This is a genomic window from Sphingomonas sp., from assembly GCF_036677245.1.
In the GTDB taxonomy this organism is placed as follows: Bacteria; Pseudomonadota; Alphaproteobacteria; order Sphingomonadales; family Sphingomonadaceae; genus Allosphingosinicella.
The window spans coordinates 22,518-42,782 of record NZ_JAKFCG010000070.1; the positions used below are offsets into that span (position 1 = coordinate 22,518).

At 65.8% G+C, this 20,265-nt stretch carries 23 protein-coding genes and 1 pseudogene; 10 read left to right on the top strand and 14 right to left on the bottom strand.

From position 1 onward, the window contains the following. Positions 1-96: 96 nt before the first annotated feature. Together V6M48_RS08340 and V6M48_RS08345 are read right to left on the bottom strand one after the other, a co-directional pair. On the bottom strand, positions 97-522 hold the full coding sequence (locus tag V6M48_RS08340) for a hypothetical protein (RefSeq protein ID WP_332812079.1): 426 nt from the start codon (positions 520-522) through the stop codon (positions 97-99). Positions 523-780: 258 nt separating this feature from the next. Continuing rightward, positions 781-1,341 (bottom strand): YqgE/AlgH family protein, encoded by a 561-nt coding sequence (locus V6M48_RS08345; protein WP_332812080.1) that lies wholly within the window; start codon positions 1,339-1,341, stop codon positions 781-783. Positions 1,342-1,444: 103 nt separating this feature from the next. Between V6M48_RS08345 and V6M48_RS08350 the strand changes: the two genes are divergently transcribed. Further along, positions 1,445-1,927, top strand: coding sequence for a peroxiredoxin (locus V6M48_RS08350; protein WP_332812081.1), 483 nt, complete (start codon positions 1,445-1,447; stop codon positions 1,925-1,927). 70 nt (positions 1,928-1,997) lie between these two features. Here V6M48_RS08350 and V6M48_RS08355 read toward each other — a convergent pair whose 3' ends face one another. From V6M48_RS08355 to trmD, 7 genes are all read right to left on the bottom strand, one after another. Continuing rightward, positions 1,998-2,549, bottom strand: coding sequence for a YbjN domain-containing protein (locus V6M48_RS08355; RefSeq protein WP_332812082.1), 552 nt, complete (start codon positions 2,547-2,549; stop codon positions 1,998-2,000). A 49-nt stretch (positions 2,550-2,598) separates the two neighbouring features. Further along, the gene (locus V6M48_RS08360) at positions 2,599-4,446 is read right to left on the bottom strand and encodes a M2 family metallopeptidase (protein WP_332812083.1); all 1,848 of its coding nucleotides are present in this window, start codon (positions 4,444-4,446) and stop codon (positions 2,599-2,601) included. Positions 4,447-4,559: 113 nt separating this feature from the next. Next, positions 4,560-5,321, bottom strand: a complete 762-nt coding sequence (locus tag V6M48_RS08365; protein ID WP_332812084.1) for an alpha/beta fold hydrolase — start codon at positions 5,319-5,321, stop codon at positions 4,560-4,562. Further along, positions 5,302-5,745 carry a GFA family protein gene (locus tag V6M48_RS08370; RefSeq protein ID WP_332812085.1) on the bottom strand — a complete coding sequence of 148 codons (444 nt, stop codon included), beginning with the start codon at positions 5,743-5,745 and terminating at the stop codon, positions 5,302-5,304. Before V6M48_RS08370 ends, V6M48_RS08365 begins: the two co-directional genes overlap by 20 nt. An 85-nt stretch (positions 5,746-5,830) precedes the next feature. Next, positions 5,831-6,859: an aspartate-semialdehyde dehydrogenase gene (locus tag V6M48_RS08375; RefSeq protein ID WP_332812086.1), complete on the bottom strand. Its 1,029-nt coding sequence runs from the start codon at positions 6,857-6,859 to the stop codon at positions 5,831-5,833. Between the two features lie 82 nt (positions 6,860-6,941). Beyond that, on the bottom strand, positions 6,942-7,364 hold the full coding sequence (gene rplS / locus V6M48_RS08380) for a 50S ribosomal protein L19 (protein WP_332812087.1): 423 nt from the start codon (positions 7,362-7,364) through the stop codon (positions 6,942-6,944). A 46-nt stretch (positions 7,365-7,410) separates the two neighbouring features. Continuing rightward, positions 7,411-8,106, bottom strand: a complete 696-nt coding sequence (trmD, locus tag V6M48_RS08385) for a tRNA (guanosine(37)-N1)-methyltransferase TrmD (protein ID WP_332812088.1) — start codon at positions 8,104-8,106, stop codon at positions 7,411-7,413. 77 nt (positions 8,107-8,183) lie between these two features. Here trmD and V6M48_RS08390 point away from each other — a divergent pair, with 77 nt between their 5' ends. Continuing rightward, complete coding sequence (locus V6M48_RS08390) at positions 8,184-9,104, top strand: NAD(P)/FAD-dependent oxidoreductase (protein WP_332812089.1); 921 nt, start codon at positions 8,184-8,186, stop codon at positions 9,102-9,104. Between the two features lie 15 nt (positions 9,105-9,119). Here the strand turns inward: V6M48_RS08390 and rimM are convergent, their stop codons facing one another. The 3 genes and pseudogenes from rimM to ffh all read right to left on the bottom strand — a co-directional run bounded on the left by rimM (position 9,120) and on the right by ffh (position 11,861). Then, the gene (rimM, locus tag V6M48_RS08395) at positions 9,120-9,668 is read right to left on the bottom strand and encodes a ribosome maturation factor RimM (RefSeq protein ID WP_332812090.1); all 549 of its coding nucleotides are present in this window, start codon (positions 9,666-9,668) and stop codon (positions 9,120-9,122) included. 230 nt (positions 9,669-9,898) lie between these two features. Next, a pseudogene (rpsP, locus tag V6M48_RS08400) lies at positions 9,899-10,342 on the bottom strand (30S ribosomal protein S16); the annotation flags it as partial. A gap of 28 nt (positions 10,343-10,370) precedes the next feature. Next, the gene (ffh, locus tag V6M48_RS08405; RefSeq protein WP_332812091.1) at positions 10,371-11,861 is read right to left on the bottom strand and encodes a signal recognition particle protein; all 1,491 of its coding nucleotides are present in this window, start codon (positions 11,859-11,861) and stop codon (positions 10,371-10,373) included. A gap of 198 nt (positions 11,862-12,059) precedes the next feature. Between ffh and dapF the strand changes: the two genes are divergently transcribed. The 6 genes from dapF to V6M48_RS08435 are packed head-to-tail and all read left to right on the top strand — an operon-like array spanning position 12,060 to position 17,388. Next, the gene (gene dapF, locus V6M48_RS08410; RefSeq protein ID WP_332812092.1) at positions 12,060-12,863 is read left to right on the top strand and encodes a diaminopimelate epimerase; all 804 of its coding nucleotides are present in this window, start codon (positions 12,060-12,062) and stop codon (positions 12,861-12,863) included. Then, positions 12,860-14,113, top strand: a complete 1,254-nt coding sequence (gene mtaB / locus V6M48_RS08415; protein WP_332812093.1) for a tRNA (N(6)-L-threonylcarbamoyladenosine(37)-C(2))-methylthiotransferase MtaB — start codon at positions 12,860-12,862, stop codon at positions 14,111-14,113. Before dapF ends, mtaB begins: the two co-directional genes overlap by 4 nt. Further along, the gene (ftsY, locus tag V6M48_RS08420; protein ID WP_332812094.1) at positions 14,110-15,048 is read left to right on the top strand and encodes a signal recognition particle-docking protein FtsY; all 939 of its coding nucleotides are present in this window, start codon (positions 14,110-14,112) and stop codon (positions 15,046-15,048) included. The genes mtaB and ftsY overlap by 4 nt, the downstream gene beginning before the upstream one ends. Continuing rightward, positions 15,045-15,656, top strand: a complete 612-nt coding sequence (locus tag V6M48_RS08425; RefSeq protein ID WP_332812095.1) for a septation protein A — start codon at positions 15,045-15,047, stop codon at positions 15,654-15,656. Before ftsY ends, V6M48_RS08425 begins: the two co-directional genes overlap by 4 nt. Further along, entirely contained in the window at positions 15,653-16,618 is a 966-nt protein-coding gene (locus V6M48_RS08430; RefSeq protein ID WP_332812096.1) for an ABC transporter ATP-binding protein, read from the top strand. The genes V6M48_RS08425 and V6M48_RS08430 overlap by 4 nt, the downstream gene beginning before the upstream one ends. Further along, complete coding sequence (locus tag V6M48_RS08435; protein WP_332812097.1) at positions 16,615-17,388, top strand: ABC transporter permease; 774 nt, start codon at positions 16,615-16,617, stop codon at positions 17,386-17,388. The genes V6M48_RS08430 and V6M48_RS08435 overlap by 4 nt, the downstream gene beginning before the upstream one ends. Here V6M48_RS08435 and V6M48_RS08440 read toward each other — a convergent pair. Further along, positions 17,385-18,011, bottom strand: coding sequence for a superoxide dismutase (locus V6M48_RS08440; RefSeq protein WP_332812098.1), 627 nt, complete (start codon positions 18,009-18,011; stop codon positions 17,385-17,387). The genes V6M48_RS08435 and V6M48_RS08440 overlap by 4 nt on opposite strands. Positions 18,012-18,112: 101 nt before the next feature. After that, on the bottom strand, positions 18,113-19,162 hold the full coding sequence (pspF, locus tag V6M48_RS08445) for a phage shock protein operon transcriptional activator (protein WP_332812099.1): 1,050 nt from the start codon (positions 19,160-19,162) through the stop codon (positions 18,113-18,115). Between the two features lie 128 nt (positions 19,163-19,290). On the opposite strand from pspF, the gene V6M48_RS08450 reads away from it, so the two are divergent. Both V6M48_RS08450 and pspA read left to right on the top strand, forming a co-directional pair. Next, positions 19,291-19,485 carry a hypothetical protein gene (locus tag V6M48_RS08450; protein WP_332812100.1) on the top strand — a complete coding sequence of 65 codons (195 nt, stop codon included), beginning with the start codon at positions 19,291-19,293 and terminating at the stop codon, positions 19,483-19,485. A 91-nt stretch (positions 19,486-19,576) separates the two neighbouring features. Then, positions 19,577-20,263, top strand: coding sequence for a phage shock protein PspA (gene pspA / locus V6M48_RS08455; protein ID WP_332812101.1), 687 nt, complete (start codon positions 19,577-19,579; stop codon positions 20,261-20,263). Positions 20,264-20,265 lie beyond the last annotated feature (2 nt).

Genomic DNA, 20,265 nt, shown 5'->3' on the forward strand with positions numbered 1-20,265 from the left:
GAGGCGGCCGCAGCAGATTGCTCTAGCCGCGCCCGCCTCCCAAGGCAAATATAAAGATATCTTTATATGTGTATTACCCGCCTGCAGATTTGCGGGTTACTCGCCGATCGAAGCGAAGGTGACCTTGCACCTGCCGCCCGGCAGGCTCGGCTCCGAGCCCATCGAGTCCGCGATGTCGAGCAGCCGCTGGACATCGCCCCGAGCGGCGACGGCGTCCTGCGCACGCTCGGCTGTCTCGCGGCAGACCGACGCATTGGTCGGCTCTGCGCCATAAGCATTGGCGAGGACGGTCGTGAAGCGGTCATATTCGGTCTGGCCGCGCGCGCCGAAGCCCTTGGCGAACTGCGCCTTGATCACGCCGTTCGCATCCTGGATCGTCCCGCGGTTGGTGCGCACGAATTCATTGTAGGCGGGCAGCACGTTGATGCCCATCGCGTTGCAGCGCATCGTCGCGACCATCAGCCGCGACTGAAGATCGCGGATCTTCGCGGCCGCGACATGCTGCGCGTTCCAGCAGTTCATTGCTGCATGCGCCGGCTGCATGAAAAAGCCGGCAGCGATCACGGCGGCGCATACGCCGCCCTTCAAAAGGTGATTTGTCACTATGATTCCCCGTGTCCCCCCGGCACGTCGGTGCGCCGGTAAGCTCTAGTTCCCACAACGGAATTTTCGGGAAGTGACTGGAATTGGTTAACGGAACCTAAGACATATTTTCTTTTTTTAAGACTTTTTTCAGGGCGCGAATTTCAGGGCGCGAACCAACTGCGGCCGCGGCCGCAATCAAGCGGTTCCGAAGTCGGAGGTGAGCAGACGCGGGTCTATGCCGGCGCTCTTGAACGCATTCTCCCAGCGCGATTTGACGTCGCAATCGTAGAGCAGGGCATCGCCGCCGGGCGTCGCGAACCAACCATGGCCGGCCATCTCGCGATCGAGCTGCCCCTCGCCCCAGCCGGCATAGCCGAGCGCCGCCACCCATCGCGACGGACCCCGCCCTTCCGCGATCGCGCGCAATATGTCGAGCGTTGCGGTCAGCGCCCAGCGGCCGCTCACCTCGATACTGTCCTCGCCGCTCCAGTCGAGCGTGTGGAGGATGAAGCCGCGCTGCGGCTCGACCGGACCGCCGAGGTGGATCGGCACGTCGGGGGCGACGCCGGGATCGATTTCGAGCTGGCGCAGCAGGGTGTGAAAGCCGATGCGCGGAATGATGCGGCCCAGGCCGATGCCGAGCGCGCCGGCCTCGTCGTGGACGCACATCGCGATCACCGCTTTCTCGAAGCGCGGATCGCCGATACCCGGCAAGGCGAGCAGGAACTGACCGCTGAGGAACCGTGGTTCGTCCATTCGCTTCGCCTCTCCCGGCCACGCGCCCAGCCAAGCCACTATCGCGCCTCATTGAGCCTTGCTAGAGGCTCACGACCTTCATTGTAGAGAGAGAGCGAAGAAGATGGCTATCAAAGTCGGTGATCGCATTCCCACCACCAATTTCGTCAAGGCGACCGCGGACGGCCCCCAGCCGGTCGACAGCGACAGCTTCTTCAAGGGCCGCAAGGTGGCGCTGTTCTCGGTGCCCGGCGCCTTCACGCCCACCTGCTCCGCGCGTCACCTCCCCGGCTTCATCACCAAGGCCGACGAACTCAAGGCCAAAGGCGTCGACGAGATCGCCTGCACCGCAGTCAACGATGCCTTCGTGCTCAACGCCTGGTCGGATAATGCCGGCGCCAAGGACAAGGTGACAATGCTCGCCGACGGCAACGGCGATTTCGCCAAGGCGGTCGGCCTGCAGATGGACGCCAGCAAATTCGGCATGGGCCAGCGCGGCCAGCGTTTCTCGATGGTGGTCGACGACGGCGTCGTCACCCAGCTCAACGTCGAGGAGCCGGGCGCGTTCAGCGTCAGCACCGCCGAGCATATGCTCGATCAACTTTAGGCCGAGCGGCGGAGGCGATGCGCTAATCGGGCGCCGTCTCCGCCTTCGCAGCCGATGGGATCACAGTGGGTCAGCGCGGTCCGGCACCCTTGCCGACAAGGGGCTCGAGCACCTCACGCGCGAAGCGCTCGGCCTGATCGGCGAACACGAGCAGATCGACCGCGAGATTGCCGCGCAGGAAGCCGTAATCGCCGGTCAGATAATATTGCAGCGCCGGCCGGCCATCGCCGGTCACGAACGCCTTGGCGAAGGCATAGCGCTGGTTGAACCTGCCGATCGCCTCGGCGAGCCGCTGCGGCGGAACCGCCGGCTTCGTCCAGGAGGCCTGGATGGTGAGCGCCTTGCAGGCACTGCCGCTGCGATTGCACGCGCTCAGCGCGATCACGGCGCGGCGGCCGGTCGGAAGCATCGCGACGATCACCGGGTTCGACGGATCCGAACCGCTGCGCTGGGAACGTGCGCCGATCGCGGCAAGCACGCTTTCGACAGCGCCCAGACTGAAGGCGGGGATGAGCTGGTTGTTCTCCGGCGCCTTGGGGTTCCAGCGTGGCAGCGTCGGTTGCGCCAGCGCGGGCGCAGCCACAGCGACCAACGCCAGGCACAAAGTTGCATGCGCTTTCATCGCGCCGACTCCACCCGTTCACGCGCCGAGCTTCTAGCCCTGCAGAGGCTCACCAACCGCAGCGACGGCCCTTATTCTGCTGCTGCAGCCAGGTCGACAGCGGCCGAAAATATTCAAGCAGCGCATCGCCCGACATCTCGCGGCTGCCGGTGAACACCTTGAGCGCGTCGGGCCACGGCTTGGACGCGCCCATCGCCAGCATCGCTTCGAGGCGCTTGCCGACCTCCGTGTTGCCATAGAAGGAGCAGCGGTGCAGCGGCCCTTTCCAGCCCGCCTGATCGCACGCCGCCTTGTAGAATTGGAATTGAAGCACGCGCGCCAGGAAATAGCGCGCATAGGGCGTGTTGCCGGGGATATGATATTTGGCGCCCGGATCGAACTGCGCCTCGCTGCGCGGCACCGGCGGGATGATGCCCTGATATTGCAGCCTCAGATCGTTCCAGGCCTTGTTGTAGCCGCTGGTCGGAATGCTGCCGCTGAACACCCCCCAGCGCCATTTGTCGATCAGCAGGCCGAACGGCAGGAACGCGACCTTGTCCATGGCCTGGCGCAGCAGCAGCCCGATGTCCCGGTCCGCAGGCGGCACCTGCGAGCGGTCGAGCAGGCCGAGCCGGACCAGATAGTCCGGCGTCACCGACAATGCGACGAAGTCGCCGATCGCCTCGTGGAAGCCGTCGTTCGCGCCATTCTGATGGAGGTGGGACTGGCCGGCATAAGCGCGCTGGTAATAATTGTGGCCGAGCTCGTGGTGGATGGTCACGAAATCGTCGGCATTGACCTTGGTGCACATCTTGATGCGCAAATCGTCCTTGGCGTCGATATCCCAGGCCGAGGCATGGCAGATCACCTCGCGATCGCGCGGGCGGGTGATCATCGAGCGCTGCCAGAAGGTCTCGGGGAGCGGCGCGAGGCCAAGCGAGGTGTAGAAGCCCTCCCCTGTCCGCACCATCCGCACAGGATCATATTTCCTCGCCACGAGCAGCTCGGTGAGATCGTAGCCGATGTCGCCCGCGCCGGCGGGCGCGACCACGTCATAGATATTGCCCCATTCCTGCGCCCACATGTTGCCCAGCAGATCGGCGCGGATCGGCCCGGCAGCGGGCTGCACCTGCGCGCCGTATTTCTGGTTGAGCTTGGCGCGCGTGTAGCAATGGAGCTGATCGTAGAGCGGCTTGACCTGCGCCCACAGCCGATCGGTCAGAGCAGCGAATTCGTCAGGCGGCATATCGTAGCTCGAGCGCCACATTGCGCCGACGTCGCCGAACCCGAGCTCGCGCGCGCCCTCGTTGGCGATCGTCACCATTCGGGCATAATCGCTACGCATCGGAGCGCCGACATTGTCGTGCCAGCTGGTCCACATCTCCTTGAGCTGTGCGGGGTCGCGCACCGTCCCCATCTTCTCTTCGAGATCGTCGCCGGTCATCACCTTGCCGCCGAGCGTGCCGCGGCCCTTGCCGTAAGCGGAGTTGAGTCGCGTCGCGATGTCGTTGAGCTCGGTGGCCGCTCCGGGGGCGGACGGCGCCGGAAGGATGATGCCGCCGCGCAGGATGTCGAGCTTGCGCCGAGCTTCGGCGCTGAGCCCGGGTGCTTTCTGGTAACGCGCAGCCTCGGACGCCAAGCGCACCTGCATTTCTGTGCTGATCGTTCCGAAATAGGCGGCGAGCGCGTCGGTATCGTCGTTGATATAGGTGTTGTTGACCCATTGGGCGCGCGCGTTGATCACGTTGAAATCGGCCAGCTCCTTCTCGGCGCGCGCGAGGAAGGCCTGCGCCTCGGCGGCGGTCGGCGCGGCCTGCGGGGCGGCGGTGGTGGCAGGCGTCTTCTTGCTCTGCGCGATAGCCGCCGAGCCGGCGGCAATCATGATGGCAATGGCGAACGCGGATACTGTGGCTTTCATGGGCAGGTCCTGGATACTGGTATGGAATTGCGCGCGATTTGGACGGCGCAGCGCATGCCGGTCAAGCGGCGCTCGCCAAAATTCGTCTTTCCTGCAAGCACTTGACGCGCCTTTCAGTCTCGCTCGAGGAAATCTGCGATCGCCTTTCCGAACTCGGCCTTGGTGACCACGTTCATATGGTTGCCCGGCACCTCGACATAGTTCGCATCGGGCAGCAGTCGGGCGAGCGCTTCGGCCGAGCCGTTATCGCGATCGTCGGCGCCCGACAGGACGAGAGTCGGCTGCGCGACCGCGGCGATCTCCGCCTCGCTGGTGTCGGCGAAGCTGTCGAGCAACGGCAGCAGCGCCGCCGGATCACCGCCGGTGGTCCTGAGGAACTGCTCGGCCATCCATTCGGGCGATCCTTGCGCAAAGCTGCCGAGACCTTCGAGGATGCGTTTGAAATGCGCCGCACGCGCGCCGGTATCGAGCAGGCCCTCGAGCCCCATGCCGGCGACGATCAGCCGCCGCGGCCTCGCGCCGGTGACGACCATGCGCAGCGCGGTGCGAGCGCCAAGCGAATAGCCGCCGAGATCATATTCCTCGAGCGCGAGGTGCGCGATCAGCTCCCGCGCATCGCGGACCAGCACCTCGCGCGGGTAAAAGCGCGGGTCATGCGGCTTCTCGCTCTGCCCGTGAGCCCGCAGATCGGGCATGATCACCCGAAAGCCGCGGCCGGCGATCCGCTCCGCATGGCCGAATTTTATCCAATTGACATGGGCATCCGAAAAAAGACCGTGGAGCAGCACGACGGGCTTGCCCTCGCCCAGCTCGTGCCAGGCCAGTCTGATGCCGTCGGACGCAGTGAAGTCGTGGCTAGTCAGGGAGCTTGCCAATCGCCTTCACCCACCGTTCCACGAGAGCCGGATACTGATCGCTGCGATACTCGGGCAATCCCTCGGTATTGATCCAGGCACGGTGCAGACCCTCGCTTCCAAAATGATGCTTGGGCACGAAACGCGCCGGATCGTCGAACGAGCCCACCGTCAGGTCCATCTTGTCGCTATCCGGATAATCGAAGCTCAGCGACGTGCCGCATGCGGCGCAATAACCGCGGCGCGCGATCGGCGAGGATTGGAAATAATCGGGCTCGCGCTCCCAGCGCACCGCCTCCTTGGGCAGGTTCTTGAACGCCATCGACACGCCGCCGCTGGCCTTCTGGCACATCCGGCAATGGCAGAGATAGGCATCGTCATTGGCGACGGCGGCCGCGTAGCGGACCCTGCCGCACGCGCAGCCGCCGGTCATCATCTCAGACATCGGGCACCTCCTCAGCAGGCTGCAGGACGAGACGAACCGACGGGGCTCCTCCATCATACCAGTCAAGAAAGCGCGCGCGAGAGGCTCAGGCCGCTTTCTGCAGATGCTTGCGCCCGAGCAGTTCGGCGATCTGCACGGCGTTGAGCGCAGCACCTTTCCTGAGGTTGTCCGAGACGCACCACAGGGACAGACCGTTCTCGATCGTCGAATCCTCGCGGACGCGGCTGATGTAGGTCGCATATTCGCCGACGCATTCGACCGGCGTGACGTAGCCGCCGTCCTCGCGCTTATCGACCAGCATCACGCCGGGCGACTCACGAAGGATGCTCTGAGCCTTGGCGGCGCTGATTTCATTCTCGAACTCAATGTTGATCGATTCGGAATGGCCGACGAATACCGGCACCCGCACGCAGGTCGCGGTCACCTTGATCTTGGGATCGAGGATCTTCTTGGTCTCGACCACCATCTTCCATTCCTCCTTGGTCGACCCGTCGTCGAGGAAGCTGTCGATATGAGGAATGACGTTGAACGCGATCTGCTTGGTGAACTTCTTCGCCTCGACGCTGTCGCCGACGAAGATGTTGCGGCTCTGCTCGAACAGCTCGTCCATGCCCTGCTTGCCGGCGCCCGACACCGATTGGTAGGTCGAGACGACGACGCGCTTGATCGTCGCATAATCGTGCAACGGCTTCAGCGCGACGACCATCTGCGCGGTCGAGCAATTGGGGTTGGCGATGATGTTCTTGCGGGCATAATCCTTGATCGCCTCGGGATTGACCTCGGGCACGATCAGCGGAACGTCGGGGTCCATCCGGTAGAGCGAGCTGTTGTCGATCACGGTGCAGCCCGCCGCCGCCGCCTTGGGCGCGTAGATCTTGGTCGCTGCCGACCCGCAGGCGAACAGCGCCATGTCCCACCCTGCGAAATCGAAATGCTCGATGTTCTTGACCTTGAGCAGCTTGCCGGTGTCGCCGAAATCGATCTCGTCGCCGGTCGAACGCGACGATGCGACCACAGCCAGCTCATCCAGCGGGAATTCGCGCTCGGCGAGGATGTTGAGCATTTCGCGCCCGACATTGCCCGTGGCGCCCACGACGACGACCCGATAACCCATTTTCTTGTGCTCCAAACGTGCGGACGGCCGGATGTTCAAATAAGAACCCGGCCGCCGGCTTTTAACTCTGTGAAAGCGAATTTCAGCCTTCGGCGGTTTCCGTTTCCGGGGTGGCGGTCGGCGCGCTCGCCCGTGCGTCGGGACGAGTGTCGCGCCGCTCGGTAATTCGAGCGGCTTTGCCGGTACGGCCGCGAAGATAATAGAGTTTGGCGCGGCGCACGGCGCCACGGCGGACGACCTCGATCGTCTCGATGTTCGGCGAATAGAGCGGGAAGACACGCTCGACGCCCTCGCCGAAGCTGATCTTGCGGACGGTGAAGCTGCTGCCCAGGCCGCGGTTCGCGCGGGCGATGCAGACGCCTTCGTAATTCTGGACGCGGGTGCGGTCGCCTTCGACGACGCGCACGCCGACGCGGACGGTGTCGCCCGGCCGGAATTCGGGAATGGTCTTGGTGCTCTTGAACTGCTCGATGGCCTCGGCCTCGAGCTGCTGGATGAGGTTCATGTTCTTCGCCTTCAATCTCGTGCCGCGCGCCAGAGGGCGGTGACCCTCAAACGTCCCGATGACGTTCGATCAGGTCCGGCCGCCGTGACCGTGTATCTTCCTCCGCCCGGGCTTTGCGCCAGGCGGCGATCTTAGCATGATCCCCCGATCGCAGCACTTCAGGGATCGTGCGCCCCTCCCATTCGGTGGGGCGGGTGTAATGCGGATATTCGAGGAGCCCGGCTTCGAAGCTTTCCTCCACCCCGCTCGTCGCCGCGCCCATTACGCCGGGGAGCAGCCGAATGCAAGCATCGAGCAGCACCAAAGCCCCTGTTTCGCCTCCGGAAAGCACATAATCGCCGATCGAAACCGGGATGATCGTGCGCGCCTCGAACAAGCGCTCGTCGATCCCTTCGAAACGGCCGCACAGGATCGACACGCCAGGGCCAGCGGCGAGCGCACGGACGAGCAATTGGGTGAGCGGCAATCCGCGCGGCGTCATTGCGATCACCGGCGCCTGCGGCTGGCGCTCCAGCACATGATCGATCGCGGCGGCGAGCACGTCCGCGCGCATCACCATCCCCGCGCCGCCGCCCGCCGGCGTGTCGTCGACCGAGCGATGCTTGTCGGTCGCGAAATCGCGGATCTGCACCGTATCGAGCGACCAGATGCCGTCGTCCAGCGCGCGGCCGGCGAGGCTGTGCGCCAGCGGGCCGGGAAACATTTCGGGATACAGGGTGAGGACGTTCGCGTTCCAGCTCATCCGCCCTCTTTCACGACTTCACGCTCTTCCCGCAAGCGCGATCGGAACCAAGCCGCTGCGCGGCGCGCTGACCGCCGATGACCGAACCCCTCTACGATTGCCTCGTGATCGGCGGCGGCCCCGCCGGGCTGACCGCCGCCCTCTATCTCGCGCGCTTCCACCTCTCGCTCAAAGTGGTCGACGCCGGCGACAGCCGCGCGGCGATGATCCCATGCACGCATAATCATGCCGGCTTTCCCGACGGCATTTCCGGCGAGGAGCTGCTCGCGCGGATGAGGGCGCAAGCGGAGAAATATGGCGCGTCGATCGCGCGAGGCCGCGTGACTCGCCTCGATCGCGATAGGGAAGGCTTCAGCGCCGAATGGGGCGGCGGTGCGGCCGGCGCGCGCACAATATTGCTCGCCACCGGCGTCACGAACCGCCGGCCCCTGATCGACGAGGCGCTGCACGATGAGGCGGTGGCGCGCGGGCTGATCCGCTATTGCCCGATCTGCGACGGCTTCGAAGTGACCGACAGGAAGGTGGGAGTCATCGGCAACGGCGCCCGCGGCCTGGCCGAGGCTGTCTTCCTGCGGGGCTATAGCGCCGACATCAGCCTGGTCGCGCCCGACGCGCCGCACGAGTATGACGAAGCGGATCGCGCCCAGATCGAGCGCCTCGGCATCACGCTGATCGACGGGCCGTGCCAGCCGATCGAGATCGACGATAATTCGATCCTCGTCACGACTGCCGAGGGCGAACATCGCTTCGACAGCGTCTACCCAGCTTTGGGATCCGACACCCGGGTCGAGCTTGCACGGCAGGTCGGTGCCAAGCTTGCCGGTGAGACCAGCTGCATCACGGTCGACGCGCACCAGCGCACCTCGATCCCCGGCCTCTATGCGGCCGGCGACGTCGTGATCGGGCTCGATCAGATCAGCCATGCGATGGGTGAAGGCGGCGTGGCGGCGACGACCATCCGCAACGATCTGGCGAAGAAGCGGCCGCTGCTGAGGTAAGACGAGCCGGCGCTTTTAGGCCAGGAACACAGGGTCGACGACGATCTTGCCGGAAACGAGGTCGGCGACATCCTTGCGAAACGGCACCATCGTGCGCTTGCCGTCCGGCTTCTCGATCTCGATCACGTCGCCGGCGCCGAAATTCTCGACCGCCACGACGACCCCCAGGGTCTCGCCCGCCTGACTCTCGCAAGCCAGCCCGAGCAATTCCGCATAATAATATTCACCGTCCTCGAGCGGCGGCAACGCGCTGCGCGGGACGGTGACGAGGCTGCCGCGCAATTGCTCGGCAGCGGCTCGATCGTTGATTTCGGCGAAGCGCGCGACCGGCGTCTTGCCGGCAGCCTTGACCGCGACCAGGGTCAACGTCCGGTCTCCAACCATCACCTGCTTGTGGCGCTGGAGGCTCGCGGGGCTTTCCGCGAACAGCTTGAGCCGGACCTCGCCCTGGATGCCATGCGCGCCCATCACCGCGGCGAGCGCGACATTGTCGTCCCGCTCAGGGCCGTGCTCAGGACGCGCAGGAGGGGGCCCCGCCGCCGGCGGAGCCCCTTTGCCCGTCATCCGGCCTTCTCGGCGCCTTCGGCCGGAGCATTCTCGGCCGCGCCTTCGGCCGGCTCGTCGGTCGATTCGCCTTTGTTCGGCGCCTCGTCGGCCGGGGTTGCTTCGCCGCCCTCGCCCTGCTCTCCACCGGCCTCGGCAGTCGGCTCGGCAGCCGGCTCGTCGGCCGCGGGAGCGGCTTCCTCGGCGGCCGGCTCGGGCGTTGCTTCCTCGACTGCGGCAGCCATCACCTCGACCGTTTCAGCCTCTTCAGCGGCCACATCCTCGGCTGGAGCTTCCTCGGCTGGAGCTTCCTCAGCCGGAGCTTCCTCGGCCGGCGCCGCAGCGGCTTCGGCAGCGGCCGCATCGCGCGCGGCACGCTCTTCGGCGCGCTCCTTGGCCTTTTCGCCAGGCACGCCCTTGTTCGGGTTGCTGCGGGCCGGACGCTCGACGATGCCGGCTGCATCGAGGAAGCGAAGGACTCGGTCGGACGGCTTGGCGCCGACCGACAGCCAGTGGCGGGCGCGCTCGGCGTCGAGCTTGACGCGCTCTTCGCTGTCCTTGGGAAGCAGCGGATTGTAGCTGCCGATGCGCTCGATGAACTTGCCGTCGCGAGCATTGCGCGCGTCGGTGACGACGATCTTGTAATAAGGCCGCTTCTTCGCGCCGCCGCGCGCCAGCCGGATTGCAACTGCCATTTTCTTCAGTCCTTTCTAGTGATTCGATCTATTTCTTGATGAACTTGTTGAAGCCTGGGGGAAGGTTGAACGGAGCGCCGCCGCCCATCGAACCGCCGGGTCCCGGCAAGCCCGGCAGACCGCCCGCCGGCATCCCGGCGCCTCCGCCCGCCCCGCCGCCGGTCAGGCCACCGAGGCCGCCTCCGCCGCCGCCGAACATCGCGCCGAGCTTGGCAAGGCCGCCCATCTTCCGGATCTTCTTCATCGCCGTCGCCATCTCCTGGTGCATCTTGAGAAGGCGATTGACGTCCTGAACCGTCGTTCCGCTGCCCTTGGCAACGCGGATCTTGCGCTTGGCATTGAGCAATTCGGGCTTGGTGCGCTCCTTGGGAGTCATCGATCCGATCATCGCGTCGAGCCGGGTCAGCGTCTTGTTGTCGACCGCCGAATCGATCGCGCCCTGCATCTTCTTCATGCCCGGAAGCATGCCGGCCAGCGCGCCGAGGCCGCCCATGCGCTGCATCTGCAGCAGCTGGTTGCGAAGATCGTTGAGGTCGAACTGGCCCTTGGCCATCTTGCGGGCGAGCGCCTCGGCCTCTTCGACCTTGATCGTCTCGCTGGCGCGCTCGACCAGGCTGACGACGTCGCCCATGCCAAGGATGCGGCCCGCCACGCGCTGCGGATGAAAGCCTTCGAGCGCGTCGATCGCCTCGCCGGTGCCGGCGAACTTGATCGGCCGCCCGGTGACCGCGCGCATCGACAGCGCCGCGCCGCCGCGCGCGTCGCCATCGAGGCGGGTGAGGATGACGCCGCTGAGGTCGACCTGATCGGAGAAGTTGCGCGCGACGTTGACGGCATCCTGGCCGGTCAATGCGTCGACGACGAGAAGGATTTCCTGGGGCGAGGAGACGTCGGCGACCGCCTTCATCTCGTCCATCAGCGCCTGATCGACGTGCAGCCGGCCGGCGGTGTCGAGCAGCAGCACGTCATAGCCCTGCAGCTTGGCCGATTGCAGCGCGCGGCGCGCGATCTCGATCGGCTGCTGGCCCAAGACGATCGGCAAGGTCGCGACGTTCGCCTGCGCGCCAAGCACGGCGAGCTGCTCCTGCGCGGCCGGGCGATTGACGTCGAGCGAGGCCATCATGACCTTCTTGCGCTCGCGCTCGGTGAGGCGCTTCGCGAGCTTGGCGGTGGTGGTGGTCTTGCCCGAGCCCTGCAGGCCGACCATCATGATCACCGCCGGCGGGGTGACGTCGAGCGCGAGATCGGATTCGTCGGCGCCGAGCATCTCGACCAAGGTGTCGTGGACGATCTTGACGACCTGCTGGCCGGGCGTGACCGATTTCAGAACCTGCTGGCCGACCGCCTGCTCGGTCGCCTTGTCGACGAACTCGCGAACCACCGGGAGCGCGACATCGGCCTCGAGCAACGCGACGCGCACCTCGCGCATCGCTGCGCGAACGTCCGCCTCGTTGAGCGCACCGCGGCCGCGCAGGCGGTCGAAGACCCCGCTCAGGCGATCGCTCAGGCTCTCGAACATGCTCTTGCTCCCAAACACAAAAGCGCCGGCGGGCGAAACCTCGCCGGCCAGCGCACGCCCGCAGGCGCCAATTGAACCCTATTCGTCAAAACAGGATGCGGCGCAGATAAGCGTCTCCCCCGCGAAAGGCAAGCCGCCGCAGGAGGGACCGGCCGCGCGACTGTGGACTTGGACGCCGCCACTGCCTAGATCGCCGCGATGAACCGCCGCTTCGACAAGATGCATGGCCTCGGCAACGACTTCGTGATCTTCGACGGGCGCACCGAGCCTCTCGAGATCACCGAGGCGCGCGCCCGCGCGATCGCCGACCGCCGAACCGGCGTCGGCTGCGACCAATTGATCCTGCTCGAACCATCGGTAAGCGCCGACGTCAGGATGCGGATCTTCAATTCGGACGGCGGCGAGGTCGACGCCTGCGGCAATGCCGCGCGCTGTGTCGCGATCCTGATCGGCGGGGACCCGACGATCGAGACCGCCGGCGGCCTGATCAGCAGCGACACCGGTTCGGGCGAAGCGGTGATCGACATGGGAGCGCCGCGCTTCGGCTGGGACGAGATCCCGCTCGCCTACGCGATGGACACTGCCGAGATGCCGGTCGGCTGGGAGGATCTGCCGCAGCCGGCGGCGGTCAACGTCGGCAATCCGCACGTCGTCTTCTTCGTCGAGGATGCAAGCGCGGTCGACGCCGCTCGCCTCGGCCCGTTGATCGAGCGCGACCCTTTGTTCCCGCAGCGGGTGAACGTCAATTTCGCTTCGATCGACAGCGATGCGATCAAGCTGGTCGTCTGGGAACGCGGCGCGGGCCTGACCCAGGCCTGCGGCACCGGCGCCTGCGCGACGGCGGTGGCGGCAATCCGGCGCAAGCTGGTGCGCAGCCCCGTGCCGGTGCATCTTCCAGGCGGGACCTTGGTGATCGACTGGTCGCCCGGCGGCCCGATCCGGATGCGCGGCCCGGCGGCCCATGTCTACAGCGGCGAAATCGACGTCGAGGCGCTGGCATGAGCGGCGCCGAGATCATCACCATGGGCTGCCGGCTCAACGCCGCCGACAGCGAGGCGATGCGGCAGCTCACCGCCGATGCGGACGATCTGATCATCGTCAACAGCTGCGCGGTCACCAACGAGGCGGTGCGCCAGACGCGGCAGGCGATCAGGAAAGCCAAGAAAGGCCGACCCGAAGCGCGCGTGATCGTCACCGGCTGCGCGGCCCAGATCGACCCTGCGCCATTCGCCGCGATGCCCGAGGTCGCGAGGGTGCTCGGAAATCTCGAGAAGTTCGATCCCGCGGCTTTTGGCGCTGGTGACGAAGCACGCGTGCGGGTCTCGGACATCATGGCCGTGCGCGAGACAGCCCCGCATCTGCTGACCGGCTTCGCCGAGCGCGCGCGGGCGTTCGTCGAGGTCCAGAACGGCTGCGATCACCGCTGCACCTTCTGCATCATCCCCTACGGGCGCGGGAACAGCCGTTCGGTCCCCGCCGGCCTGGTCGTCGATCGCATCAAGGCGCTGGTCGACCAAGGCTTCGCCGAGATCGTGCTGACCGGCGTCGACGTCACCAGCTACGGCCCCGACCTGCCGGGATCGCCGACCCTGGGGCAGTTGGTCGAGCGGATCCTCAGGCACGTCCCCGCTTTGCCCCGCCTGCGCCTGTCGTCGCTCGACAGCGTCGAGATCGACGACCGCCTGTTCGACATCATCACCGGCGAGCCGCGGCTGATGCCGCACCTTCATCTCTCGCTCCAGGCCGGCGACGACATGATCCTCAAGCGGATGAAGCGGCGCCACACTCGCCGCCAGGCGATCGAGACGGTCGCGCGGCTCAAGGCGCGGCGGCCGGAGATCGCGATCGGCGCGGACCTGATCGCCGGCTTTCCCACCGAAGACGAAGCTATGGCCGAGAACAGCCTCAAGCTGATCGACGAATGCGACATCGTGATGGGCCATATCTTCCCCTTCTCGCCGCGCTCCGGCACACCCGCGGCCCGGATGCCCCTGGTGCCGCCCGCGACCGTCAAGCAGCGTGCCCGGCGGCTGCGCGAGGCGAGCAGCCGACGCAAGACGGCGTGGCTGCAAAGCCTGGTCGGAACGCGCCAGTCATTGCTCGTCGAGCGCGACGACGGCACCGGCCATTGCGAGAGCTTCGCACCGATCCGCCTGCGCCCTGATGCGTCGGGCGGCGCGGCAGCAGGAACCGTGGTCGAGACGCGCCTCACCGGTCTCCAAGACGACGTGCTGATTGGAGAGAGGGTTTGAGCGAGACAGGCTGGCTCGATCGGCTCCGCGGCGGCTTCAAGAAGACTTCGGACCGGCTCGGCGACAATCTCGCCGGCTTGCTGACCAAATCGACGCTCGATGCGGAAACGCTCGACGAGATCGAAGAAGCCCTGATCGCGTCCGATCTCGGCCCGGCCGCGGCAGCGCGGGTCCGCGCACGGCTCGCGACCGAACGCTTCGAGCGCGGGCTCGATGAAGCGGCGGTCCGCGAGATCGTGGCACAGGAGCTGGCGAAGATACTGGCCCCGGTCGCCAAGCCGCTCGAGATCGAGGCCTTCCCGCGGCCACAAGTGATCCTGGTCGTCGGCGTCAACGGTTCGGGCAAGACGACGACGATCGCCAAGCTCGCCAATCTGTTCCTGGAGCAGGATTATGGCGTGTTGCTCGCCGCCGGCGACACGTTCCGCGCCGCAGCGATCGGGCAGCTCAAAACATGGGCCGATCGGGTCGGGGTACCGATGATCGCCGGGCCCGAGGGCGGCGATCCCTCGGCGGTGGTGTTCGACGGCGTCAAGCGCGCGACTGCCGAAGGCATCGACGTGCTGATCGTCGACACCGCAGGGCGGCTCCAGAACAAGAAGGGGCTGATGGACGAGCTCGCCAAGATCAGGCGCGTGCTCGGGCGGCTCAATCCGGCGGCGCCGCACGACGTCGTGCTCGTGCTCGACGCGACGACCGGGCAGAATGCGCTGTCGCAGATCGAAGTGTTCAAGGAGGTCGCTGGCGTCACCGGCCTGATCATGACCAAGCTCGACGGCACTGCGCGGGGCGGCGTGCTGGTCGCGGCCGCCGAGCGCTACGGCCTGCCGATCCACGCGATCGGGATCGGCGAGCGGATCGACGATCTGCGCCCGTTCGATCCGCTCGACACCGCGCGCGCGATCGCAGGCGCCACTGGAGAAAGCCGGACATGAACGCGAGCAAAGAGAGCAAGCCCGAACCAAGCGCGATGATGCGGCTGGCGACCGACCTCGGGCCGCTGATCGTCTTCTTCGCGGCCAATGCCTGGCGCGGCATCTTCGCCGCGACATTGGCGTTCATGATCGCGATCACGGTCGCGATCGTCGTCTCATTGGTCAAATACCGCCACATCTCGCCGTTGCTGTGGTTCTCCGGGGTGATGGTGCTGGTGCTCGGCGGCATCACCATCTGGCTGCACGATGAGACGTTCATCAAGATCAAACCGACCATCTATTATTCGTTCGTCGCGGCGCTGCTGTCGTTCGGCCTCTACACCGGGCGCAACCTGCTCAAGATGGTGCTCGGCTCTGCCTATCCGGGCCTGTCGGAGCGCGGCTGGCAGCTGCTCACCCGCAACTGGACCTTGTTCTTCGTGGCGATGGCGGTGATCAACGAGCTGGTCTGGCGCAACAGCAGCACCGATTTCTGGATCGGCTTCAAGCTTTGGGGCGCGCTGCCGGCGACGCTCGTGTTTGCGCTGGCCAACATACCGATGCTGATGCGGCACGGCCTGCAGCTCGAAAAAGCGGAGCCGGAAGCCGGCGTGCCTCCGCCGCAGTGACCGCTTCCGCCACGCCGGCTGCGGTCGAGATCTCGAACCTCAGCAAAATCTATCCTTCGGGGCTGGAGGCGCTCAAGCACGTCGATCTCTCGATCCGCAAGGGCGAGATCTTCGCTTTGCTCGGTCCCAACGGCGCCGGCAAGACGACCTTGATCAACATCGTCTGCGGGATCGTCACCCCGTCGACCGGCACGGTGCGCGCCGACGGCCACGACATCGCCCGCGACTATCGCGCCGCGCGCGCTAGGATCGGCCTGGTGCCGCAGGAGCTGACCACCGACAGCTGGGAGACGGTGTGGGCGACGGTGCGCTTCAGCCGCGGGCTGTTCGGCCGCTCGCCCGACCCCGCGCTGATCGAGCGGATCCTGCGCGACCTGTCGCTCTGGGACAAGCGCAAGGCGCGGATCATGGAGCTTTCGGGCGGCATGAAACGCCGCGTGATGATCGCCAAGGCGCTCAGCCACGAGCCCGAAATATTGTTCCTCGACGAGCCGACCGCAGGTGTCGACGTCGAGCTTCGCCGCGACATGTGGGCGCTGGTGCGGGGCCTGCGTGAGCGCGGCGTCACGGTGATCCTCACCACCCATTATATCGAGGAAGCCGAGCAAATGGCCGACCGGATCGGCGTGATCAGCAAGGGCGAGCTGATCCTGGTCGAGGAGAAGAGCGCGCTGATGCAGAAGCTCGGCAAGCGGCAGCTCACGCTCAACCTCAGCGAACCGATGGCGGCGCTTCCTCCCGAGCTGGCCGAGTGGAACCTCACGCTCGAAGCGGACGGCCACGAACTGGTCTATGTCTTCGACGCCACGGCCGAGCGCACCGGCATCCCGTCGCTGCTGCGGCGGATGAGCGACCTCCACATCGGCTTCAAGGACCTCAACACCAAGGAAAGCTCGCTCGAGGAGATTTTCGTCAGCCTGGTGCACACTCCCCGCCAAGACGGAAGCGAGGCCGGCCGGTGAGACTGCAATTCAACCATCATGGCGTCTGGGCGATCTACCGGTTCGAGATGGCGCGCGCGCTGAGGACCTTGTGGCAGAGCCTGGTCACGCCGGTGATCACGACCTCGCTCTATTTCGTCGTGTTCGGATCGGCGATCGGATCGCGGATGAGCGAGGTCGGGGGCGTCAGCTACGGCGCGTTCATCATCCCGGGGCTGATCATGCTGTCGCTGTTCACGCAGAGCATCTTCAACGCCTCGTTCGGCATCTATTTTCCCAAGTTCACCGGCACGATCTACGAATTGCTGTCCGCGCCGATCTCATCGTTCGAGGCGGTGCTCGCTTATGTCGGCGCGGCGGCGACCAAGTCGATCGCGCTCGGCCTGGTGATCCTCGCGACGGCCGCCCTGTTCGTCGATTTCGCGATCCTCCACCCGTTCTGGATGATCGCCTTCCTGCTGCTGACCGCAACCACCTTCAGCCTGTTCGGCTTCATCATCGGCATCTGGTCCAAAGGGTTCGAACAGCTGCAGATCATCCCGATGCTGATCGTGACGCCGCTGACCTTCCTCGGCGGCGCCTTCTACTCGATCGACATGCTGCCGCCGCTGTGGCGGACCGTTTCGCTGTTCAACCCGGTCGTCTATCTGATCAGCGGCTTCCGCTGGAGCTTCTACGGCACCTCGGATGTGAGCATCACGCTCAGCCTGGGCATGACGCTCGGCTTCCTGATCGTCTGCCTGCTGATCGTCGCGTGGATGTTCAAGACCGGCTACCGCCTGAAAAGTTAGCCCGGCTGGTCGGCGCGCTTCTCGCCCTCGCCGTCGAGATTGCTGCCGACGAATTCCCAGTTGATCAGATTGCCGAGCACCGCGTCGGCGAAGTTGGCGCGAACGTTGCGGTGGTCGATGTAATAAGCATGCTCCCAGACATCGAGCGTCAACAGCGGCTTCAGCCCGTCATGGGCGACCGGCGTGTCGGCATCGTGGAGCGAGGTGATCTTGAGCTGGTCGCCCTCGAGCACGAGCCAGGCCCAGCCGTTGGAGAAATGGCTGAGCGCTTCGGCCTTGAGCGAGTCGAGCAGGCCGGCCGTCGAGCCGAACGTCTCCTCGATCATCTCGGCGAGCTGCCCGGTCGGCGGCTGGCCCTCGGGCGGCGCCAGGCATTGCCAGAAGAAGCTGTGGTTCCAGACTTGCGCCGACTGGTTGAACAAAGTCGTCTCGCCGCGCTCGCGCGCCGTCCGGATCACGTCGAGCAAGGACGTGCCTTCGAGGCCCTGCTCGACGATCAATTCGTTGGTCTTGTCGACATAGGCCTTGTGATGCTTGCCATGGTGATATTCGAGCGTTTCGGCCGACATATGTGGCGCGAGACGATCCTTGGCATAAGGCAGGGCAGGCAAGCTGAACGGCATTGGGTCGAGTTCCTCTTTGGGTGATGCTCTGTCCAACGCGCGCGAGCGCCGTAAGAGCCGCATTATCCACCGGCCGTGCAAAAGCAGCGGGGGCGCGGGCTTCAACCCAATTTGTGGCGCTTGAGCGCGTGGCGAAGCTGATCGTAGCTGAGCTGCAGCGCGTTCGCCGCGGCCCGCTGGTTCCACCGGCACCGCTCGAGCGCCGACGCCAGGATGGCTTTCTCATATTCGGCGATCGCGAGGCGGAAGTCGGCGCAGCTGCCCGGATCGTGGCCTACACCCACAGGCACAGGCGCAGGTGCAGCCCGCCCCTGCCCTTCGCCCTCCCGCAGCAGCGGCACGTCCGCCGGCAGTTGGACCTGGCTCACAGCCGGGCGCCACGCTGATTCGAACGGATCGAACTGGATGGCGTCGATCGGACTGTCAGGTTCCTGCCAGCGATAGACTGCACGCTCGACGACGTTGCGAAGCTCGCGGACGTTCCCCGGCCAGTCATAGGTCTGCAGCTGCGCCGCCGCCGCGCTGCTGAAGCCGGGCCATTGCGGCCATTCCAGCTCGAGCGCCATCCGCCGCGCGAAATGATCGGCGAGCACTGGGATGTCGCTCTGGCGGTGCCGGAGCGGCGGCAGGGTCACCACCTCGAAGCTCAGCCGGTCGAGCAGATCGGCGCGAAAACGGCCCTGCTCGACCATCCTGGGCAGATGCTCGTTGGTGGCGGCGACGATGCGCACGTCGACCTCCACCGGCCGCGACGCTCCGATCCGCGTCACCTCGCCATATTCCACCGCGCGCAGCAGCCGATCCTGCGCGCCCGACGACAAGGTGGCGAGCTCGTCCAGAAACAAGGTGCCGCCGTCCGCCTCTTCGAAGCGGCCGGCGCGCGCCTTAGTCGCACCAGTGAATGCGCCCGCCTCGTGACCGAACAGCTCCGCTTCGATCAAGGCTTCGGGCAGCGCCGCGCAATTCATCACCACCAGCGGCCCGTCCCAGCGCGCGGACAGGCGATGCAGCCGCTCCGCAACCAGCTCCTTGCCGGTGCCGCGCTCGCCGACCACCAGCACCGGCCGGTCGAGCGGGGCGGCACGGCTGGCACGTTCCACGGCATCGAGGAAGGAGGAGGATTGGCCGACGAGCTGTGTGTTGCGTTCCATTCCCATCTTTTGGGATAATCTGCCGTTTCTTGGCAAGACGAAAACTCGGTGATCGCGGCTCCCGAAGGCAGAAATGGCTGTTTTCTGCCAGTCTCCGCACTTGGCACGGCTCTTGTAGAGATTGGGGCATGACCGCCGATGCGGCGGAGCAAACATCGGGGAGACCGAAGATGTTCACTGGGGAAAAATTGAAGCATATTGGTGCGCTGTTTGGCGCTTTTATCCTGACGACCGCCGCGGTGGCGGCCTCCGTCGAGCCGACGCGGGCGGCATTGAGCCCTTCGCATGCGGCGCAGACGGCGGCGGATCGCACGGTCGCCTGAACCGGCGATGGGGAGAGGCGCAACATCCTCTCCCCTCTCGCCGAGAAAAGAGCCGGATCGTCGCGCAGCAGATGAGGTGAAGGAGTAGAAGATGAGTATCTTTTCGCGCACGCGCGATATCATTGCCGCGAATGTGACCGACCTGCTCGATAAGGCAGAGGATCCCGCCAAGATGATCCGCATGATCATCATGGAAATGGAAGAGACTTTGGTCGAGGTGCGCGCGTCCGCCGCACGCACGATCGCCGATCAAAAGGAGATGCGGCGCCACATCGCCAAGCTCGAGGGCCTCCAGCAGAGCTGGATGGAAAAGGCCGAGCTCGCCCTCTCGAAGGACCGCGAGGATCTCGCCAAGGCGGCTTTGGCCGAACGGCAGAAAGCCGTCGACATGGCCGACAGCCTCCACGCTGAGATCGCGGTGCTCGACGATGGCCTGCGGGCGTCCGAAGCCGATATCGCCAAGCTCCAGGCCAAGCTGCGCGAGGCGCGCTCGCGCCAGAATGCAGTGCAAAGCCGGCTCGAGGGCGCGCAGAACCGAGTGCGGATGCGCGAAATCTATGCGGGCACGAAGGTCGACGAGGCCTTCTCGCGCTTCGACCTGCTCGATCGCCATGCCGATCTGGTCGAAGGCCAGGCGGATGCGCTCGCGCTCGGCGCGGCTCCAAAGACGCTCGAAGAGGAAATTGCCGAGCTCAAGAATGCGGACAAGGTCGATGCCGAGCTCGAGGCCCTGAAGGCCAAGCGCGCCGGCACCGCCACAGCCGCCCGGAAGGATTGATA

What these genes read in the sequence shown, in the direction of transcription:
- pspA (WP_332812101.1), top strand. Translation starts at nt 19,577, where the DNA reads ATGAGTATCTTTTCGCGCACGCGCGATATCATTGCCGCGAATGTGACC.
- V6M48_RS08425 (WP_332812095.1), top strand. Translation starts at nt 15,045, where the DNA reads ATGAACGCGAGCAAAGAGAGCAAGCCCGAACCAAGCGCGATGATGCGG.
- V6M48_RS08375 (WP_332812086.1), bottom strand. Translation starts at nt 6,859, where the DNA reads ATGGGTTATCGGGTCGTCGTCGTGGGCGCCACGGGCAATGTCGGGCGC.
- V6M48_RS08350 (WP_332812081.1), top strand. Translation starts at nt 1,445, where the DNA reads ATGGCTATCAAAGTCGGTGATCGCATTCCCACCACCAATTTCGTCAAG.
- V6M48_RS08340 (WP_332812079.1), bottom strand. Translation starts at nt 522, where the DNA reads ATGAACTGCTGGAACGCGCAGCATGTCGCGGCCGCGAAGATCCGCGAT.
- V6M48_RS08345 (WP_332812080.1), bottom strand. Translation starts at nt 1,341, where the DNA reads ATGGACGAACCACGGTTCCTCAGCGGTCAGTTCCTGCTCGCCTTGCCG.
- rplS (WP_332812087.1), bottom strand. Translation starts at nt 7,364, where the DNA reads ATGAACCTCATCCAGCAGCTCGAGGCCGAGGCCATCGAGCAGTTCAAG.
- trmD (WP_332812088.1), bottom strand. Translation starts at nt 8,106, where the DNA reads ATGAGCTGGAACGCGAACGTCCTCACCCTGTATCCCGAAATGTTTCCC.
- dapF (WP_332812092.1), top strand. Translation starts at nt 12,060, where the DNA reads ATGAACCGCCGCTTCGACAAGATGCATGGCCTCGGCAACGACTTCGTG.
- pspF (WP_332812099.1), bottom strand. Translation starts at nt 19,162, where the DNA reads ATGGAACGCAACACACAGCTCGTCGGCCAATCCTCCTCCTTCCTCGAT.
- V6M48_RS08360 (WP_332812083.1), bottom strand. Translation starts at nt 4,446, where the DNA reads ATGAAAGCCACAGTATCCGCGTTCGCCATTGCCATCATGATTGCCGCC.
- V6M48_RS08370 (WP_332812085.1), bottom strand. Translation starts at nt 5,745, where the DNA reads ATGTCTGAGATGATGACCGGCGGCTGCGCGTGCGGCAGGGTCCGCTAC.
- ffh (WP_332812091.1), bottom strand. Translation starts at nt 11,861, where the DNA reads ATGTTCGAGAGCCTGAGCGATCGCCTGAGCGGGGTCTTCGACCGCCTG.
- V6M48_RS08390 (WP_332812089.1), top strand. Translation starts at nt 8,184, where the DNA reads ATGACCGAACCCCTCTACGATTGCCTCGTGATCGGCGGCGGCCCCGCC.
- mtaB (WP_332812093.1), top strand. Translation starts at nt 12,860, where the DNA reads ATGAGCGGCGCCGAGATCATCACCATGGGCTGCCGGCTCAACGCCGCC.
- V6M48_RS08355 (WP_332812082.1), bottom strand. Translation starts at nt 2,549, where the DNA reads ATGAAAGCGCATGCAACTTTGTGCCTGGCGTTGGTCGCTGTGGCTGCG.
- V6M48_RS08440 (WP_332812098.1), bottom strand. Translation starts at nt 18,011, where the DNA reads ATGCCGTTCAGCTTGCCTGCCCTGCCTTATGCCAAGGATCGTCTCGCG.
- V6M48_RS08450 (WP_332812100.1), top strand. Translation starts at nt 19,291, where the DNA reads ATGACCGCCGATGCGGCGGAGCAAACATCGGGGAGACCGAAGATGTTC.
- rimM (WP_332812090.1), bottom strand. Translation starts at nt 9,668, where the DNA reads ATGACGGGCAAAGGGGCTCCGCCGGCGGCGGGGCCCCCTCCTGCGCGT.